16 protein-coding genes and 1 pseudogene are annotated in these 16,758 nt (G+C 37.2%); 2 read left to right on the top strand and 15 right to left on the bottom strand.

The annotated features are described in order from the left end of the window. Positions 1–17 precede the first annotated feature (17 nt). The gene (locus HMPREF2731_RS10855; protein WP_002309279.1) at positions 18–962 is read left to right on the top strand and encodes an L-lactate dehydrogenase; all 945 of its coding nucleotides are present in this window, start codon (positions 18–20) and stop codon (positions 960–962) included. A gap of 660 nt (positions 963–1,622) precedes the next feature. Here the strand turns inward: HMPREF2731_RS10855 and HMPREF2731_RS10850 are convergent. From HMPREF2731_RS10850 to HMPREF2731_RS10800, 11 genes and pseudogenes are all read right to left on the bottom strand, one after another. Further along, the gene (locus HMPREF2731_RS10850) at positions 1,623–2,021 is read right to left on the bottom strand and encodes a type II toxin-antitoxin system death-on-curing family toxin (protein WP_002313772.1); all 399 of its coding nucleotides are present in this window, start codon (positions 2,019–2,021) and stop codon (positions 1,623–1,625) included. Beyond that, positions 2,018–2,254: an AbrB/MazE/SpoVT family DNA-binding domain-containing protein gene (locus tag HMPREF2731_RS10845; RefSeq protein WP_002309281.1), complete on the bottom strand. Its 237-nt coding sequence runs from the start codon at positions 2,252–2,254 to the stop codon at positions 2,018–2,020. The genes HMPREF2731_RS10850 and HMPREF2731_RS10845 overlap by 4 nt, the downstream gene beginning before the upstream one ends. Positions 2,255–2,427: 173 nt before the next feature. Beyond that, positions 2,428–2,712: a hypothetical protein gene (locus HMPREF2731_RS10840; RefSeq protein ID WP_002313773.1), complete on the bottom strand. Its 285-nt coding sequence runs from the start codon at positions 2,710–2,712 to the stop codon at positions 2,428–2,430. Between the two features lie 170 nt (positions 2,713–2,882). Then, positions 2,883–5,111, bottom strand: a complete 2,229-nt coding sequence (gene topB, locus HMPREF2731_RS10835; RefSeq protein ID WP_070872945.1) for a type IA DNA topoisomerase — start codon at positions 5,109–5,111, stop codon at positions 2,883–2,885. Between the two features lie 174 nt (positions 5,112–5,285). Continuing rightward, a pseudogene (locus HMPREF2731_RS10830) lies at positions 5,286–5,697 on the bottom strand (VOC family protein). Positions 5,698–5,815: 118 nt separating this feature from the next. Beyond that, positions 5,816–6,979, bottom strand: coding sequence for an LCP family protein (locus HMPREF2731_RS10825; RefSeq protein WP_070872941.1), 1,164 nt, complete (start codon positions 6,977–6,979; stop codon positions 5,816–5,818). A 177-nt stretch (positions 6,980–7,156) separates the two neighbouring features. Further along, a complete protein-coding gene (gene aroE / locus HMPREF2731_RS10820; protein ID WP_002309292.1) occupies positions 7,157–8,011 on the bottom strand; it encodes a shikimate dehydrogenase in 855 nt (284 codons plus the stop codon). A gap of 279 nt (positions 8,012–8,290) precedes the next feature. Next, positions 8,291–9,061: an ABC transporter ATP-binding protein gene (locus HMPREF2731_RS10815; protein ID WP_002313778.1), complete on the bottom strand. Its 771-nt coding sequence runs from the start codon at positions 9,059–9,061 to the stop codon at positions 8,291–8,293. Positions 9,062–9,063: 2 nt separating this feature from the next. After that, complete coding sequence (locus HMPREF2731_RS10810) at positions 9,064–9,945, bottom strand: ABC transporter permease (protein ID WP_002309295.1); 882 nt, start codon at positions 9,943–9,945, stop codon at positions 9,064–9,066. After that, positions 9,942–10,991: a tryptophan ABC transporter substrate-binding protein gene (gene trpX / locus HMPREF2731_RS10805; RefSeq protein ID WP_070872939.1), complete on the bottom strand. Its 1,050-nt coding sequence runs from the start codon at positions 10,989–10,991 to the stop codon at positions 9,942–9,944. Before trpX ends, HMPREF2731_RS10810 begins: the two co-directional genes overlap by 4 nt. A 448-nt stretch (positions 10,992–11,439) precedes the next feature. Then, positions 11,440–12,063, bottom strand: a complete 624-nt coding sequence (locus tag HMPREF2731_RS10800; protein ID WP_002309297.1) for a thioredoxin domain-containing protein — start codon at positions 12,061–12,063, stop codon at positions 11,440–11,442. Positions 12,064–12,251: 188 nt separating this feature from the next. On the opposite strand from HMPREF2731_RS10800, the gene efbA reads away from it, so the two are divergent. After that, positions 12,252–13,958 (top strand): fibronectin-binding protein EfbA, encoded by a 1,707-nt coding sequence (gene efbA, locus HMPREF2731_RS10795; RefSeq protein WP_002313779.1) that lies wholly within the window; start codon positions 12,252–12,254, stop codon positions 13,956–13,958. A gap of 181 nt (positions 13,959–14,139) precedes the next feature. On the opposite strand, the gene HMPREF2731_RS10790 is transcribed toward efbA, so the two are convergent. Genes HMPREF2731_RS10790 through HMPREF2731_RS15565 form a run of 4 tightly spaced genes read right to left on the bottom strand, consistent with a single transcriptional unit; the run spans position 14,140 to position 16,731 of the window. Continuing rightward, on the bottom strand, positions 14,140–15,042 hold the full coding sequence (locus HMPREF2731_RS10790; protein WP_002309299.1) for a LysR family transcriptional regulator: 903 nt from the start codon (positions 15,040–15,042) through the stop codon (positions 14,140–14,142). Continuing rightward, positions 15,039–15,731 carry a carbonic anhydrase family protein gene (locus tag HMPREF2731_RS10785; RefSeq protein ID WP_002316248.1) on the bottom strand — a complete coding sequence of 231 codons (693 nt, stop codon included), beginning with the start codon at positions 15,729–15,731 and terminating at the stop codon, positions 15,039–15,041. Before HMPREF2731_RS10785 ends, HMPREF2731_RS10790 begins: the two co-directional genes overlap by 4 nt. Positions 15,732–15,773: 42 nt before the next feature. Beyond that, complete coding sequence (locus HMPREF2731_RS10780) at positions 15,774–16,415, bottom strand: YfbR-like 5'-deoxynucleotidase (protein ID WP_002288886.1); 642 nt, start codon at positions 16,413–16,415, stop codon at positions 15,774–15,776. A gap of 37 nt (positions 16,416–16,452) precedes the next feature. Next, positions 16,453–16,731, bottom strand: a complete 279-nt coding sequence (locus HMPREF2731_RS15565; RefSeq protein ID WP_073490441.1) for a hypothetical protein — start codon at positions 16,729–16,731, stop codon at positions 16,453–16,455. Positions 16,732–16,758: the final 27 nt, after the last annotated feature.

Raw genomic sequence — 16,758 nt, 5'->3', positions numbered from 1 at the left:
AAAGGAGCTGTTTATTCATGAAAAAAACAAGTCGTAAAGTAGTAATCGTCGGTACAGGTTTTGTTGGAACAAGTATCGCTTATGCAATGATCAACCAAGGAATCTCTAATGAATTAGTCTTGATCGATGTGAACCAAGAAAAAGCAGAAGGGGAAGCACTGGATCTTTTAGATGGTATGGCTTGGGGCGATGAAAACGTTGCTGTATGGTCAGGCGGTTATGAAGAATGCAAAGATGCAGATATCGTTGTTGTCACAGCTGGTATCAACCAAAAACCTGGTCAATCTCGTTTAGATTTAGTTAAGACAAATGCGTCAATCATGCGCCAAATCGTCAAAGAAATCATGGGATCAGGATTCGACGGAATTATCGTTGTTGCTTCAAATCCAGTAGATATTTTGACATATATCGCTTGGAACGAATCAGGCCTGCCAACATCACGTGTTATCGGTACTGGTACAACATTGGATACAACTCGTTTCCGTAAAGAAATCGCATTGAAATTAAAAGTAGACCCACGTAGCGTTCACGGCTATATCTTAGGTGAACATGGTGATTCAGAAGTTGCTGCATGGTCACATACAACTGTTGGTGGTAAACCAGTTTTTGAAATCGTAGAAAAAGATCATCGTATCGCAAAAGACGAATTAGATGTAATTGCTGATAAAGTTCGTAATGCTGCTTATGAGATCATTGATCGTAAAAAAGCAACTTATTATGGTATTGGTATGAGTACTGCACGTATCGTAAAAGCTATCTTGAATAACGAACAAGCTGTATTGCCTGTATCTGCTTACTTAACTGGTGAATACAACGAAAAAGATATCTTTACAGGTGTGCCATCAATCGTTGACGAAAATGGTGTTCGTGAAGTTGTTGAATTATCCATCAACGAAGAAGAAAAAGCAATGTTCAGCAAATCAACAAGTGCTTTAAGAGAAGTATTGAACACTGTATTATAAGAAATAATGAGTAAGAACTAAAAAGTCAAAAACTGCTTAACAGCTGAAATATCTGTTAAGCAGTTTTTTTATTGATATCTATAGGTAAGCAAATAAACGGAATGATTATAATCGATTCGGTCGCAAATGATCCATACGTATGAAATGTAATCTGCTGATTAAATAATCGAATCGATATCAGTGACAACTAAAACTTAAGTAAATGATTTATCTATGTGATTAAAAATCCTTCAGTGATGGCAAACATAAATACAGTGAGTCGTAATCTGGATTAACTGTATAAAGAAAATGGTTTTTATCATTTAATTAAACGTTAAAAAAGAAGAAAAACTACAAAATTTTTTTATAATTTTGCACAAGTAGATTTTGATGGAAAAATGACGATTTTTGATAAAAAACCGTTCGAGAGAGGTTTATTATTTTTTAAATCTACTTAGTATAATATATATTATGTAAACTAAAATATATAAAAAATCAATCCACTAGTTCTAAACCACTATTTCCTACTCTTCACACTTTTGTATTCCTTTTAAATCAATTATTTCAAAATTAATCCATATTTTTATGAAAAAACTATTTTGTATGAACAACCATACAAAAAATCAGCATATTCTTTAATGACATGCTGATCGAATGGAGAAATAAATTTTTTTAATTCGTTCATTTTATTGCGGTTTGTCGTAAATAATTGGTTATCTTGGACTTCAGTGAATCGAAATCCAATGAACTAGTGGTAATCATTATAATAAAATCAACAGCTTCTTGACGAGAAAAAGCAACTGAACAATTATTCAATTGAAGAAACAACAGCATGGCAACAAGAGCAGTTCGTTTATTACCATTATGAAAAGGATGTTTTTTAGCTAAATTAATTGCTAAAATTGCCACTTTTTCATAGACTTCGGGATAGAGTTCTTGATTAAATACTGCTTGTGAAGGCTGTTTAACTGCCATATCTAATGCATTGGCATCTTTTATACCAATCATTTCGCCTGGTGAGTAACGTAAAATAACTTTTGCGTTGATTTTGATAATTTCTTTAGTCGAAAGATACCTCATAAATCAACCAAATCTTTTAACGCGTCTTCATATTGATTCATGATCGAATCAACTAATAAATCAATATCAGGTTCTTCTTGTGCTTTGATCATTCGTACAGAACCATCAGATTGAAAAACATAACTGATTGCGTCACCCGTCTGCACACCCATGAATTCTTTTACTTCTGGTGGGATAGTTGTTACATCGCTATTGCCGGATTTTCTAATTTTATACTTTTTCATTTTTTTCATATTTCTTTCGCCACCCTCTATATTCTATATCATTCTATAGTAAGTACATTATATCTAAGTATATACATTTAATCAATGTATATACTATTGATTTACTTTTTCTTACGGAAAAACGAAAAAGAAAAAAGTTAAAAGAGTTTGTGACATGACTTTTGTCACAAACTCTCGTATTTTTAACCAAAATATTGATGGAATACTTGTGTAATAACTGGTAGGAAATAAATAATGATCATAGCCCCTACCACCATCAACAATTGTTTACGCTGTTTCTTTCGCTTCAACATGCTTGTCGTTTTATGAAAAAAATAAGTAGCGCTTTTAGCTCCTGCAGTCAAAGTCGATAAAATCAGCGTTGGTGAATATGCTGTTTGATTGTGCGTCAATGACAGCAACTTCGTCCCGTAATCAGGATACTTTAGAAATGCTTGGTATACAGCCACAATCGTGATTGCTCCCATAAGATAATTTAAAAATGAATGCACTTTTTTCAAATAAAAAAACTCCTTGCTATCTATATAAAATCAGCCTACCCCAACATTTTTGCTTGATTGACTGATATTTTTTGGTTTTATTGGTATTTATATTCTGACTTTTCGGAATAAATATTCTGCTATTTCATTGTTTTCATTTACTCTACTTCGTTTTCATTATTTTTTCTTGATGTTTCTTTGTTTCCATCAACTGCTTTTGTTCCGCTGTTTTCGATCCATGGAAAAGAAAAACCGATCGTCATATCTTCTTTTAATACTAAAACTGCATCGAATTTCCCTTTTTTACCAGTAAAACCTTTGACAACTTTACTTGTCTTTCCTTTTGAAAGCAAATCTCTGAGATTTGTTTTAGTCAGCTTCTTTTTAGCTACTGTTGGCCACAATTTGAAGTCGCATTCCGGGTTCAAACATGTAGCGATTTTAGGATAAAGCATGACTACCCCTTTTTTACATTTTGGACATCTTCCTAATTGGTCGTTTTTCTTCTCCATCGCTTTTATCTGGCGTATTCCGCTGATCTCATCTGAGAAATCTACCTTATCGATTTGATTAGGTACTTCTGCCAATAAATGTAAGATGAATTTTTTGATGTTTTCTAAAAAAACAGATGGCGTTCCTTCTTGGTTACCGATTTTTCTCAAGTATCCTTCCCAGCGTGCAGTCATTTCTGCACTTGTCAGCAATGGTTCATTAGCTACTGCCTTACAAAGAGTGATTCCTTTTGGCGTAACGATTATTTCGTTTTTATTGACTTCGATGTAATGTTTCTGCTTAAGATTTTCAATGATATTGGCCCGTGTAGCTTCGGTCCCTATTCCTTCTACTTCTTTGAGGATTTCTTGCGCTTCATCATTATCCAGCGTTTTTCCCGCAGTTTTCATTGCTGTGATCAAGGTTCCTTCGGTATAGGGTTTCGGAGGTTGTGTTTCTTTCTCCATACTTTTCAGCTCTACTTCTGCTTCTTCATTTTCTACGATAGGAGGAAGCGTCTGAGCTTCTTTCTTTTTTGACTTGATGCGCAAGATTTCCTGCCACCCTTGCTGTAATGGGATCTTTCCGGTGCTTTTTAGCTTTAATTGCTGTACACCCGTCGTGACAGTCGTCTCTTCATAAATATAATCTGCGGCAAACATAGCCACAGTGGTACGTAAGACTTGCAAATAGATTGCTTGCTGTAATTTAGATAGCTTCGCAAAGCGTGCAGGAGTCGGAATCGTCTTTGTCGGAATGATTGCGTGATGTTCTTGAACTTTTTTCGCATCGACATACCGTTTCTTTGCTCTGATCTCAGTTGTCTGTACTTCTTCTATTCCTAAAAACTTTTTATAGTTTTGCAGATGTTTAACCAGATACTGATGCTCATTTTCTGTGATATAAAAGGAATCCGTTCTTGGATAGCTTAGAAATTTGCTTTCATACAATCCTTGAGCAGCATCAAGTGTGGCTTTAGCACTTGCTTTCATTAGCTGATTCATCTTTGTCTGCAAACTAGATAGCGAAAATAAACGTGGGCTATGCAACCTCTTTCCCTTTTTCGTAACTTCAAGAATCCGTCCGTTTTGCTTACCTAAATGCGCTCCGAGTCTCTCTATTTCCTTTGTTAACTCTTCTTGTGTTTTAAATGCTTTTTTTGGTACGATTTTTCCTGAAAACTGTCCTTTGTTTGTCGTAATTAAACCTTCTCCTTCAAAGTACGTTTCTTTTTTGAAGTGTTTGATTTCTTCTTGCAGCTGATAAATCATGTAAAGTGTCGGCGTTTGTACACGACCAAGAGAAAAACTACCATCAATCCCTTTTCGTTGAAGCAGTAAGCTATATAATGGGCTTCCGTTCATTCCAATCAGCCAATCAGCATTCTGCCTTGCTTGCGCTTCTTTATATTTTGGAAAATAGTTCTTTCCAGGTTGGAGATTCTTAAAACCTTCATATATTGCTTCTTTTTCAAGAGAATTGATCCATAAACGTAAATAGTTCTTTTCTTTAGAAAAGGCGTTTGCTTGACGAATAATCGACCACGCGATGGCTTCACCTTCTCTATCACCATCTGTTGCAATAATGATGGTATTGGCTGACTGTAACTCTCGCTTTACAATCGAAAATTGTGCACGTTTGTCCCTTGGAACTTCGTAACGGAAGGTTTCTGGGAAAATAGGCAAATTTTCTAAAGACCATTTTGCCCAACGCTCTTCATAAGCTCCTGGGGCAACCATATCTACCAGATGTCCAAAACCATAAGTGATGGTTACTTCACCAGCAAACAATGGATCGCTGATTTCATAATACCCTTCATGCCGCTTTAGCTGTTGGAAGGTTTCGGCATAGGCTTTTGCTTGTGAAGGTTTTTCAGCTAGTATCACCGTCTTCATCTTCTGACCTCCGTTACTTGATTTTTTGCGGACTTCTCTATTATGGAACATATTTTCGCATCTGGCAATAAAAAAAAGATACCGTATAGTCGAAATAGGCACAAAAAACATCAAGCAAGCAAACGTTGTTCCGTTTGCTGCTTGATGTTTCTAGAAAATATTCATCTTTAGCTGTCACTCTTGGTTAATCTGCCAATTGATGCCAAATCGATCAGTTACCATCCCATACAACTGAGCCCACGGAACAGCATCCAGCGGCATCTCAATCTTACCACCATCAGCTAAGCTTTCAAATAGATGCTTCGTTTCTTCTTCATTTCTTGTTTGGATGACTAAAGAAACATTATTTCCAACAACTAATTCAGGACCAATTCTTTCTGGCATATCTGCAAACATAACTAATGTATCATAAATGTTCAACCGTGCATTCGTGATTAGATTTTTTGCTTCTTCTGGCAAGTTCATTTGTTCTATTCCAGGCATTTCACCGTATGTGGTGATACCTGATGCTTCAGTCTCAAAAACTTTTTTCATAAAAAGCGATGGCTTCACGAGACTCATTTTTGAAGTTCAGATAGATATCCAATGTAAACAGCTCCTTTCTTGGTTATAATCTATCATAAGAAAGCGTTTTTTACGAGTGAATCGTTTGATTGATTCATGACAAAAGCCTTGTCGCAACTTCTTCTTAATCTTTTTTATGATCATTTATTCAAAAAATCTGTAATAACTGATTGATTCATTTGATTATCAATTTCAAGAATGCTACCAGCATAATCACTTTGCCCATAATTCCACGAACCGTCTACTGGCACACTTATTCGATCAATGCCACCAGCTCCTCGTGCAATCGAAAAGAGGTTTTTCGTCAAGAACCAAGCAGTGACATCTGTGGATGTATACCCTAAAGCTTTACCAGCTGCATAAGGTGCACGAATCAGATTCAATGGATTCTTCAATTGGCTGAAAATAGCGTTCATTACTTGCTGTTGGCGTCTGACACGGCCAAAGTCTCCTTCTTCATCCATTCGGAAACGTGCGTACTGCAAAAGAACATGTCCATCCATCTTCTGGACCCCTTTTTTAATATCTACACCATCCAGATTCAGATCTTTTTCTGCATCGATCTTCACTCCGTTCATGAACAAGGCATCGATCACTTTTTCAAACGATTTGAAATCGACTTTCGCATAGTATTGACAATTGATTCCAAAATTTTCTACTAAAGTTTGACGCACTAGATCGGCTCCTCCGTATGCATAAGCTGAATTGATCTTATTTTGTCCTACCCCTGGGATCGTAACGAAGCTGTCACGCATAAAAGAAATCAGTTTCGGCTTATGGGAAGGACCATCCAACTGTAAGACCATGATCGTATCAGCTCGTCCAGCATCTTCTCCGCGTGTATCACTCCCAAGAATCAAAATATTATGCGCACCATTTGTCGCTTTTTGCCCATGAAAGGTTTCTGAAGTCGCTGCCTCTAAGCTTGTGTCATGTTCAGCTACATATTTACCAATAAAAAATGAGATACCTGAATAAAGGATCAAAACAAGCAAAATCGATAGAATGATTTTTTTCCACGATCGCTTTCTTCGAGATTTCAACGGTTTGTTCTTCTTTTGCCGATTGAAAAATTTTTTATTTTTTTGTTGTTCTTCTGTTCTTGGTGCATCTCTATATATCTGTTGTTCGTGTTGGTTCAAATGTTCAAATGAGTGCTGCTCTCTTTCATAAATACGGGTAGCATCTTCCTCATTTTCCATACGCGTTCGTTTTCGTTCTCTTCTAGCAAAAATACTCCCCGTATCCCGCTTCAGAGGTTTCGCCTTCTTATGGATGTCCTTATAGCGATCCATCCGACTCATTGTGGTTCCTCCTCGTTTCTTACTGATAAATAAAGGATACGATAACCAATCGACAAAAGCCTATCATTTTTTGATAATTTAATAAAAAATAACGAAATAAATGCTTCGATACATAAAGAATTACTTTTCTTGAGACCGTTTATGCGAGAATAAAAAATCTTTATCTATTATCCTTTTTTAATCAAACAGTTTTTCAATCACATGGATCGGCATCTTTTCCTTTGTCCATAATTCAAACGCGATTGCTCCTTGGTAGATCAACATGCCAAGTCCATTGTATCCTTTTGCTCCTACTTTTTTTGCTTCTTTTAATAAACGTGTTTCTCTAGGTGCATAAATCAAATCAAAAACCGCTAGTTTCTCATGCATCATGTTTATATCTAAGAGCGGTGACTGATCGATTTTCTTTCCCATCCCGATATCTGTTGCATTGACTAGAAGGCAGCTTTCTTTCAAGTCTTTTCTTAATTGATACGTATCGGCAAAATCACGAACTTTTATCTCACAAGAAGTTCGATAGCTGAGTTGTTCGAATGTTTCTTTTACTTGAGCGAATGTTTGATTGTTTCGTTTATAAACTACAATTTCCTTAGCACCGTCTAACGCCGCTTGAACAGTGACTGCCTTTGCTGCCCCTCCAGCGCCCAGCAGAGTCACTTTTTTCTTTTTGACCGAAATCCCAGCTTCTTGTACGGATTGCATGAAGCCCGCACCATCGGTATTATAGCCAATCAAACGACCTTTTTCGTGCACGATCGTATTCACTGCTCCAATCAATTGTGCTTCCTGGCTTACCTCATCCAGATAAGGAATAACCGCTGTTTTATTCGGCATCGAAAGGTTCACACCTAACATATCAAAAGTTCGTATACTTTCGACTGCTTGCTTCAAATTCATTGGGTTTACTTTGAAAGCTAAATACACCGCATCGATGTTGTTTGCTTCAAAAGCAGTATTGTGCATCAATGGAGATAAACTGTGAGAAGCTGGATCAGCAAAGAGTCCAGCTAATTTGGTTTGTCCAGAAATCATCTTATTCCTCCTTTGTTCTTACTTCAATAAAAAAAGCCACTTAGCGTTTGATACGAAAAAGTACGAAACGTCTAGGTGGCAAAGTAGCAAATTCTTTTCTCATCGTTCACTTGTCAGAGCAAAGAATATTCTATTTAATTGTTAAAATCATTGACTACGTGATCCTACAAAACACCCAAATATGTTCCAATTGTTTATTGTTTTAAGTATAGGATGAATCAAAGGAAGATGTCAATGAGTTTTCAAGTCCTTCTACTGAAAGGAGACTTTCTGTCGAAATCAATCTACTACTTCTTCAAAGAACTGCAAAAGGTCGCCCATTGTCAAATGTTGCTTTTCTTTTTTAGAAAGATCCTGAACAATTTTTCCTTTTTGGAGTACGATCAGACGATTTCCGTATTTCAAGGCGTCTTCCATTCGATGCGTGATCATGAGACAAGTCAATTTTTGTTCATTGATCCGCTGATTTGTTAACTGCATTAATGCTTTAGCTGTTTTAGGATCTAAAGCGGCAGTATGTTCATCTAATAACAGTAATTCAGGAGCCGTGATCGTCGCCATCAGCAAACTTAATGCTTGGCGTTGACCGCCAGATAATTCCCCTGCTGGAGTATCCAAATGTTGTTCTAGGCCATTACCGACTTCTTGACATAGTCTGAAAAAATCTTCTTTTTGATTTTTCAAGTTACGTAAACGGAATTTCCGCTTTTGCCCTCTTTTTTGTGCAAGTAGCAGATTTTCTGCTACAGTCATCCGGGGAGCCGTTCCCATCTTAGGGTCTTGGAAAACCCGAGAAAGGAATCGTGCTCTTTTTTCTTCTGAATCTTTTGTAATCAGCTGATCTTTAAAAGAGATCGATCCTTGACTGAGTTGAAGCGTACCAGCGATGGTATTGAACAGTGTGCTTTTTCCAGCACCATTCCCGCCAAGAACAGTGATAAAGTCCCCTTCTCTGATTGTAAGGTTGATTTCATCCAATAGTACTTTCTCTTCATTCATTCCATTGTTTACGACTTTTCTGCCGTTTTTGATTGTCAATATATCTGTCATTACTATGCCTCCTTCTCAAAACCCGTTTTTAAGTTCAGTGCTTTCTTCAATTGCGGGATCATCAGACAAATAGCTAAGATGATAGCGGAGAACAACTTCAGATAAGTCGTGTCAAACCCTAGTTTGATTACTACTAAAATCAATAGTTGATAAATGATACTGCCGACAACAATAGCAATCAATCTTTCTGCTAGCGTCAATTCTTGGAAAATCACTTCACCGATGATGATGGAAGCAAGACCGATGACGATCACTCCAATCCCTTTATTTACATCTGCATATCCGTCATTCTGGGCAATCAGCGCACCGGATAATGCAATGACACCGTTCGACAAAGTCAAACCTAAAATTTTCATACGATCGGTTTTTATCCCTAACGACCGAGCCATCGTTTCGTTGTCTCCTGTCGCAATATAGCCTTGACCTAAATCTGTATTGAAGAAGAATAGCAGTACAGCAATCAAGATGCCCAAAGAGATGAAGCCAAGAAGGACTGTGTCAAAGTAATCAGGTAATCCAAAGCGATGAAAGCTGTCTTGTAGAATCGGATGATTCAATAAAGATAGATTTGGTGTTCGCATCACAAACAAAATAACTGAGTTCAATCCTGACATCACTAAAATCCCTGCTAGAATAACCGGTATCTTTCCTTTTGTATAAAGTAACCCTGTAATGAGTCCTGCTACCATACCAGCACCTACGCCCAATAACGTAGCTAAAATCGGTGCTACCCCATGAGTGATAGCTGTCACACAGACAGCAGCACCTAATGGGAAGGACCCTTCTGTCGTCATATCAGGAAAATCTAAGATCCGATAGGTCATGAAAATCCCTAATCCTAATATTGCCCAAAGCATGCCTTGTGAAATAGCTGATACGATCATTTGTCATCCTCCTTAGATGTTTCTTGTTGCGACTCATCTGTAATGATTTTGGCTTTTTCTTTCATCGATTGAGGAATAGTGATTCCTAAGTGATCAGCCTGAGATTGATTGATCACTGTATCCCCTTGATCAAACATATAAACAGGTATCGTTTCCGGTTTTTCTTTTCCGCTCGCAAGTTTTGCCGCCATCTTACCGCTTTGAAGCCCTAATTGATATTGATTGATCCCGATTGTTGCTAGTCCGCCTTGTTCTACCATTGTATCAACAGAAGGAATGACGGGGATATTTGCTTTATTCGCTTCTTTAACCACTGTCTGCATAGCATTGGCAATCGTATTGTCTAATGGAACATAGATAAAATCGACTTGTCGGCTCATCACTTGTACCGTTTGTGCAATCTCATTAGTGGAAGGCACCGCATATTTTACTGCTTCTAACCCTTCTTTTTTTGCAGCTTCTTCCGCTTGTGCTACTTGGTATTTTGAATTATCTTCCGAAGAAGCATACAAGATCCCGACTTTTTTTGCATTTGGCAGCAAATCAGAAGCAAGCTTGATTTGTGAAGCAACAGGTGGCTGATCAGAAACACCTGTCACGTTTCCACCAGGTTTCTCTAAAGAACCAACTAATCCAGCCCCCACAGGATCCGTTACAGCACCTAATACAACGGGAATCGACGAAGTCGTGTTTGCTAATGATTGAGCAGCAGGCGTTGCGATTCCGATCAAAACATCAGGATCGGATTGTACTAGCTGTTGACTCATTGTGGCTAGCTTGCTCTGATCGGCTTGTCCATTTTGAAATTTGATTTCAAGATTTTCTCCTTCTTTTAATCCTTCTTCTTTCAGACCATCTTTGATCCCTCGATAAATCTCATCTAATGCCGGATGGCTCACATATTGCAATACCCCGACAACTGTTGTTTTTTTTGTCTGGTTCGTCGAAGTACTTTCTTTTTCTCCTGAGGCTTTTCCATAAATAAATGCACCTGCTAAATAAACTAAAATAATTACTACAACTGTTATTAAACGTTTGTTTTTCATTTTTTCCTCCTGCAAAGTCAATCTTTTTATTTATTAAAATCAGGCAATTATCCAGTCTACAAAAAAAGACAATGGCCAAAACGGTCATTGTCTTTACACAAAAAACCGCATAGATAGGATCTATGCGGCAGTCAATGTTCATGTCTAGCATAGATACAAGCTTTAGAAATGCACTCTAAAAAGTTGTATCTATGGGAAAGTTTCACCATTAATACAACTTATCTACGCCAGCTGCGCCAATTTTTTTTGTTCTCTGCTGAAATACGTTTTGATAAGTTCATTACAGGTCACCCTTTCCTTAAGAATTGATTTAAGTCTAATCGAATTTTTGAATTTCGTCAACTATATTTTTTATTTTTTTCATTTGTTATTTTGAAGATCAAACATCACTTGTTCTGATAATTAAAAATAGCGCTATATAGAGCCACCATTTCATCACGTTAACAACTCAATTAGCAGTCTCGGCATTTGGGGAAGCTGTTCCTGTTCTATCCATTTCTTCTTCTAATTGTTTGATATTGGCTAACGGTAGTCGATTCAGCTCAGGGATCAACTCCTTATCAAAATCAGTTATTCCTCCCTTACCCGCAGTTATCCGATTTGCTTCTTTTCCTCCATCAAAGAAAATAAATGTCACTTCATCCGTTCGTATGTTATATTTTTGTTCCAGTTCATGTACGTCATAAACGATCGGATAATAAAAGATCGGTCGATTCAATTCTTCCATAAGCTCAGGGTCATTAAAGACATCCAGCATATCCTGATAGGTTTTCCCGTTCGGTTTGCTGAACATCACCGATATCGCTCGGCTTTGTTTGATTTTCTGATCCGCTTGACTGTAATCAAAAGGTTTTAATTTGCTGGTTGGTATGGATGAATAAACGAGACTATTTACTTGCTCTTCTCGGATTTTTTCCGGCAACAAAAACATCGCAATTGTTAGTAGCAATGATAAGATGAGCAGAAACACAAGACGTCGAAAATACTTAATTGGATTTTCTGCGAATGACACTGAGAAATGATCATTCATTTCTTGTACTCTCGATTTAACTGCTTCCCAAATAACAAACACCTTCTTTTCTACTTTTTCTCCTATTTTTTATTATACCTAAAAATTTGGATTTCAACGATAAAAACACTGTTTTTTATGTAATTAGTCCAATTTTTTCTAGACTTTTGCTTCACTATTCGGCCAAATTGGTTTTTCTTCTTTTTTTCGTTATAATGAATATACTTATGAAAAGAAATGAGGAATGAACCATGTCCTTTGATGGTGTATTTACCCATGCGATGGTCAACGAATTGCGTGAAACGTTACTATCTGGCCGGATCTCGAAAATCCATCAGCCTTATGAAAATGAAATCGTGCTGGTGATTCGTTCACGCGGCAAAAACCATCGATTATTATTATCTGCGCACCCTAGTTATGCTCGTGTACAGATTACCCAAATCGATTATCAGAATCCTGATAATCCGCCTAACTTCGTGATGATGCTTCGAAAGTATTTGGATGGTGCTATTTTAGAAAGCATCGAACAAATCGAAAACGATCGAGTGATCCATTTTCACTTTGCTAAGCGCAACGAGTTGGGCGATTTACAGAATATCATATTGATCGTTGAATTAATGGGGCGTCATAGTACGATCGTCTTAGTTAATCAAGAAACTGGAAAAATATTGGACGCGATCAAACACATAGGAAGCTCTCAAAACACTTATCGTTCTTTGCTTCCCGGCGTAGAATACATTGCTCCGCCAAAACAAGAGGTCTTGAACCCATTTAGCTCCGATAAAGAAAAAATCTTCCAGCGACTTTCTCAAACTGAACTAGAACCAAAAGCAATCCAATATCAGTTTCAGGGAATCGGTTTCGATACTGCTCAAGAGCTGACCAAGAGATTGCTTGAACGTCCTAATGAAAAAATGGTTGTTTGGGACGAATTTTTCTCATCGATCATCAATCACCCAGACCCTACTTTTTACGAAACGACAAATAAAGATTTCTTTACGCCGATTGTTTATCAGGTATTTTCCGAACAAGCATCTGCTGTGACAACTTATCCAACACTCAGTCAATTATTAGATAGCTATTATCACGAAAAAGCGGAGAAAGATCGGGCAAAACAACAAGGCGGAGAACTGATCCGAAAAATCGAAAATGAACTAAAACGAAATAAAAATAAATTGAAAAAACGTGAACAAACACTCAAAGAATCCGAAAACGCTGAGAATTACCGTAGAGATGGCGAACTACTTACTACTTTTCTGACACAAGTACCACGTGGCGCAAAAGAAGTTGTTTTACCTAATTATTATGAAGAAGACCGGCCAATCAAAATAGCATTAGATCCGGCGTTGACGCCAAATCAAAATGCACAGAAATATTTTCATCGATACCAAAAGCTGAAGAATGCCGTTAAGTTGATTGGCGAACAAATCCAAGAAGCCAAAGATGAAATCCAATATCTTGAATCTGTCTTGTCTCAACTGGAAATTGCCGGTCCGATGGATATCGAAGCAATCAAAGAAGAATTGACTGCTGAGGGCTATTTGAAAAAGAAGACACAGAAAAAACAAAAGAAAAAGAAACCATCTCAGCCTGATCAATACTTTTCTTCTGACGGAACGCTCATTCTTGTTGGTAAAAACAACCTTCAAAATGACCAGCTGACAATGAAAACAGCTAAGAAAACCGACTATTGGCTCCATGCAAAAAATATCCCTGGTTCGCACGTCATCATCAAAAGTGATCAACCTTCAGATGAAACAATTACCGAAGCTGCCGAGTTAGCTGCCTATTTTTCAAAATATCGATATTCTGCCCAAGTACCAGTTGATCTTGTACAAGTGAAGCATATCCGCAAGCCAAATGGTGCCAAACCTGGTTACGTCATTTATGAAAATCAGAAAACAGTCATCGTGACACCAGAAGAAGAGAAAATTATAGCTATGAAACAAAACGGGTAATGAATGTATTTTCTTAGAATCATATTTTCGTACTTTTTCATAAAAGCAATCAGTTATAAATTGCTTTCTATAAAAAGAGGGGTTGTGACAAAATTCGTGTCACAACCCCTTATTTCGAATAAACTGTTTTGTTTGGCTGTTCTTTCTACTTAATATCAGTCAGATGTTCCGTCTGCTTTTCTTAATTCTGTTGGTCCAGTAACCGAGGAAGCTCTTTGATAAATCTTTGAGCGATTTCACTGAGCGGGCGCTTTGCCGAATAAATGATATAAAATTCATTTAGCTCGCCTTCTGCTAAAGGAATTAACCGCAAGTGCTCACGAATTCCTCCAATCACAATACCAGACCCTGAAGCGTACGCATCAGTTTCAAGAACGATATTCATCAAAGTCCCTCGATCACTGGTATAGATCACTGTTTCTTGATCAGGAATCTCGATAAGGTCTTCATAAAAATACGGAAAATTATTTCCATCCTGTGTAAAACGAACTTGAGGATAAGATAACAATTCTTCTTTTGTGATCTCTGCGTGTGTAGCTAGCGGATGTCCATGCCTTAAAAAAATGTGTGTTTTAAATTTTCCAATGCTGCGGCCACTTAGTTCTCCTTGTTGCAAATATCTTCTGATACCAGCTTGATTATGCTCGTTCATATAAATAATGCCGATTTCACTGTGCTGCTCTTTGACTTCTTCGATCACTCTCGCCGTCGTCGTCTCCATGATCCGAAATTGTTTGATTTCATCTTTGAATTCCTCGAGTAGCTGTGCGGTCAAAGGACCTAAGAAATCATAATGCTGGGCAGCGATTGAAAAATTCTCTCTCTTTTCACTCGTTAGATAGTGACTTTCTAATGTATCAAGCTGAACCAAGATTTTTTCGGCACGATTTAAGAAATCTTGTCCTTCTTCTGTTAAATATGCACCTCGATTCGTTCGAGTAAATAGCGTGATTCCTAACTCGGTCTCTAATTCTTTGATACCAGCTGAAAGACTTGGTTGTGAAACAAACATTTTCTTTGCAGCTTCTCTGAAACTACCATTATTTGCCACAGCGACCACATATTTCATTTGTTGAATATTCATTGCTCAAACTCCTCAAAATAATAAATTTCTCTTCCATTCAAGGGTTGAATTGGTCGGTTGTTCGGCTGTGCATACTGCCCTTTGAAGGGTAGAAGAAACTCTTGGTTCAATTTTTCTACATGATCCATCACAAACCATTGGATTGGTCCGCTGGTAGGTGGAGTTGTCAATGAACCTACATAATGAAAATGGCTTTTTTTCTCTGGAAAAAAGACATCTGGATTTACCCAGTGTTCATGTTTTTCTAAATTCCATCTCTCTCCATTTTCTTGATTATAAAACCAACCTTCCTGTTCCATTAACTGATACATGACGCCCACGACCAGATTCTCTTTTTTGCTGTTCATATGAACAAAATGAAACTCAATATCTTCCTGTTTCCCGTCGATGATATGTTCTGATGGTAAGTGGAAATGAATATCTGTCAAATAATAGCGTTCTTTCTTGAACTCTACATAACTGAGTTGATCAAAAGGTACTAAATGAATCGTATTTTTGAATTCCTTGTCAGTGAAGCGTTGCTTTTGATAATGAAACGAAAGTGTCTCTCCTTTCATTTTTATTTCTTCACCTTTTGTTAAATGAATAGGTGACTGCAACGGAAATTCCGCACCTCTCGCAAACCAATCACATAAATTCGCCCAATTTTCCGGACCTCTGTCTCCAGAATAGCCCCATTCGACATCCATATTCTTTTTCAACTATACTTCCCCCTGCATCTCATATCGTTTTTATTTTTCTTCTTTCTTTACAATCGTTGAGACAGTTTCTAAAAACGCCTCTTTTCCATAAAATTCCTGGTTCAATAGTTCCGGAAATATCTCTTTAAAGAAATACTGAACAGAAGGCCGATGTTCAAAGCTTTTGATAGTCGTCACTGCCTCAATGAACATCTCCTTGTAAACTTTTTCTGGATTATTTTTGATGATTTCATCAAAAGACTCATAAAGAAGGTCAACCTTATCTGAAATGGCTAATAGTTCTCCTTCTACAGTTTCATCTTTTCCCTCGAACAACCGACGGCGATAAACTTCTTGGAACTCAGCTGGAATCTCTTGATTGATGAATTCGTCCGTCATTTTTTCTTCAACTGTTTGCAGCATCCCTCTTAATTCTTTGCTTGCATATTTCACTGGTGTTTTGATATCACCAATAAAACGTTCTGTGTAGTCATGATTCAGTGATTTTTCATAGAGCAGTTTCCAATCGATTGGCTGCCCATTTGCTTCTTCAATATCTCCTAGAACTTGCGCAATAGATGCTACACGATACGAATGTGCTGCGACTGTATGCTCCGTATATTTAAAAAAACCAGGTGCCCTTGTGATCGTCTCTAAATTGTTCAATCCTAAAATAAATTCATTCAATCCCATAAAAGTTACCTCCCTTTGAGATTTCTTTTTCCGAATATCATATCATTAAATAACTGACATTCGCAACATTTCCGCTCTTTTCCATTTTCGCAACAGCTCGCTTACCAAAAAATAGAGAAACTCTCGATAGAATAGAGTGCAGAGAAGAGATTATTCTCTTTTCTCTGCTATTTAGTCTTAGCAAAATAAATTTTGCAAAAATCAAAAACTGATCACGATAGAAGTTTCTTTTCATATCTGATGAAAAGATACTTTTCGCAATCAGTTTTTGGATTGTTTTTATATCGATTGATAGCCATTTTTTCTCACAATCAATTAATTATATGCTTAAGATTCTTGTTCA

It is taken from the genome of Enterococcus sp. HMSC072F02, from assembly GCF_001837725.1.
GTDB classification, from domain to species: domain Bacteria; phylum Bacillota; class Bacilli; order Lactobacillales; family Enterococcaceae; genus Enterococcus_B; species Enterococcus_B lactis.
Note: the sequence above shows the minus strand (reverse complement) of the source record. Positions and strands in the feature narration are given on the sequence as shown.

What these genes read in the sequence shown, in the direction of transcription:
- trpX (WP_070872939.1), bottom strand. Translation starts at nt 10,991, where the DNA reads ATGAAAAACAAACGTTTAATAACAGTTGTAGTAATTATTTTAGTTTAT.
- HMPREF2731_RS10790 (WP_002309299.1), bottom strand. Translation starts at nt 15,042, where the DNA reads ATGAATATTCAACAAATGAAATATGTGGTCGCTGTGGCAAATAATGGT.
- topB (WP_070872945.1), bottom strand. Translation starts at nt 5,111, where the DNA reads ATGAAGACGGTGATACTAGCTGAAAAACCTTCACAAGCAAAAGCCTAT.
- HMPREF2731_RS10785 (WP_002316248.1), bottom strand. Translation starts at nt 15,731, where the DNA reads ATGGATGTCGAATGGGGCTATTCTGGAGACAGAGGTCCGGAAAATTGG.
- efbA (WP_002313779.1), top strand. Translation starts at nt 12,252, where the DNA reads ATGTCCTTTGATGGTGTATTTACCCATGCGATGGTCAACGAATTGCGT.
- HMPREF2731_RS10840 (WP_002313773.1), bottom strand. Translation starts at nt 2,712, where the DNA reads ATGGGAGCAATCACGATTGTGGCTGTATACCAAGCATTTCTAAAGTAT.
- HMPREF2731_RS10845 (WP_002309281.1), bottom strand. Translation starts at nt 2,254, where the DNA reads ATGAAAAAAATGAAAAAGTATAAAATTAGAAAATCCGGCAATAGCGAT.
- aroE (WP_002309292.1), bottom strand. Translation starts at nt 8,011, where the DNA reads ATGATTTCTGGACAAACCAAATTAGCTGGACTCTTTGCTGATCCAGCT.
- HMPREF2731_RS10810 (WP_002309295.1), bottom strand. Translation starts at nt 9,945, where the DNA reads ATGATCGTATCAGCTATTTCACAAGGCATGCTTTGGGCAATATTAGGA.
- HMPREF2731_RS10825 (WP_070872941.1), bottom strand. Translation starts at nt 6,979, where the DNA reads ATGAGTCGGATGGATCGCTATAAGGACATCCATAAGAAGGCGAAACCT.
- HMPREF2731_RS10815 (WP_002313778.1), bottom strand. Translation starts at nt 9,061, where the DNA reads ATGACAGATATATTGACAATCAAAAACGGCAGAAAAGTCGTAAACAAT.
- HMPREF2731_RS10780 (WP_002288886.1), bottom strand. Translation starts at nt 16,415, where the DNA reads ATGGGATTGAATGAATTTATTTTAGGATTGAACAATTTAGAGACGATC.
- HMPREF2731_RS10855 (WP_002309279.1), top strand. Translation starts at nt 18, where the DNA reads ATGAAAAAAACAAGTCGTAAAGTAGTAATCGTCGGTACAGGTTTTGTT.
- HMPREF2731_RS10850 (WP_002313772.1), bottom strand. Translation starts at nt 2,021, where the DNA reads ATGAGGTATCTTTCGACTAAAGAAATTATCAAAATCAACGCAAAAGTT.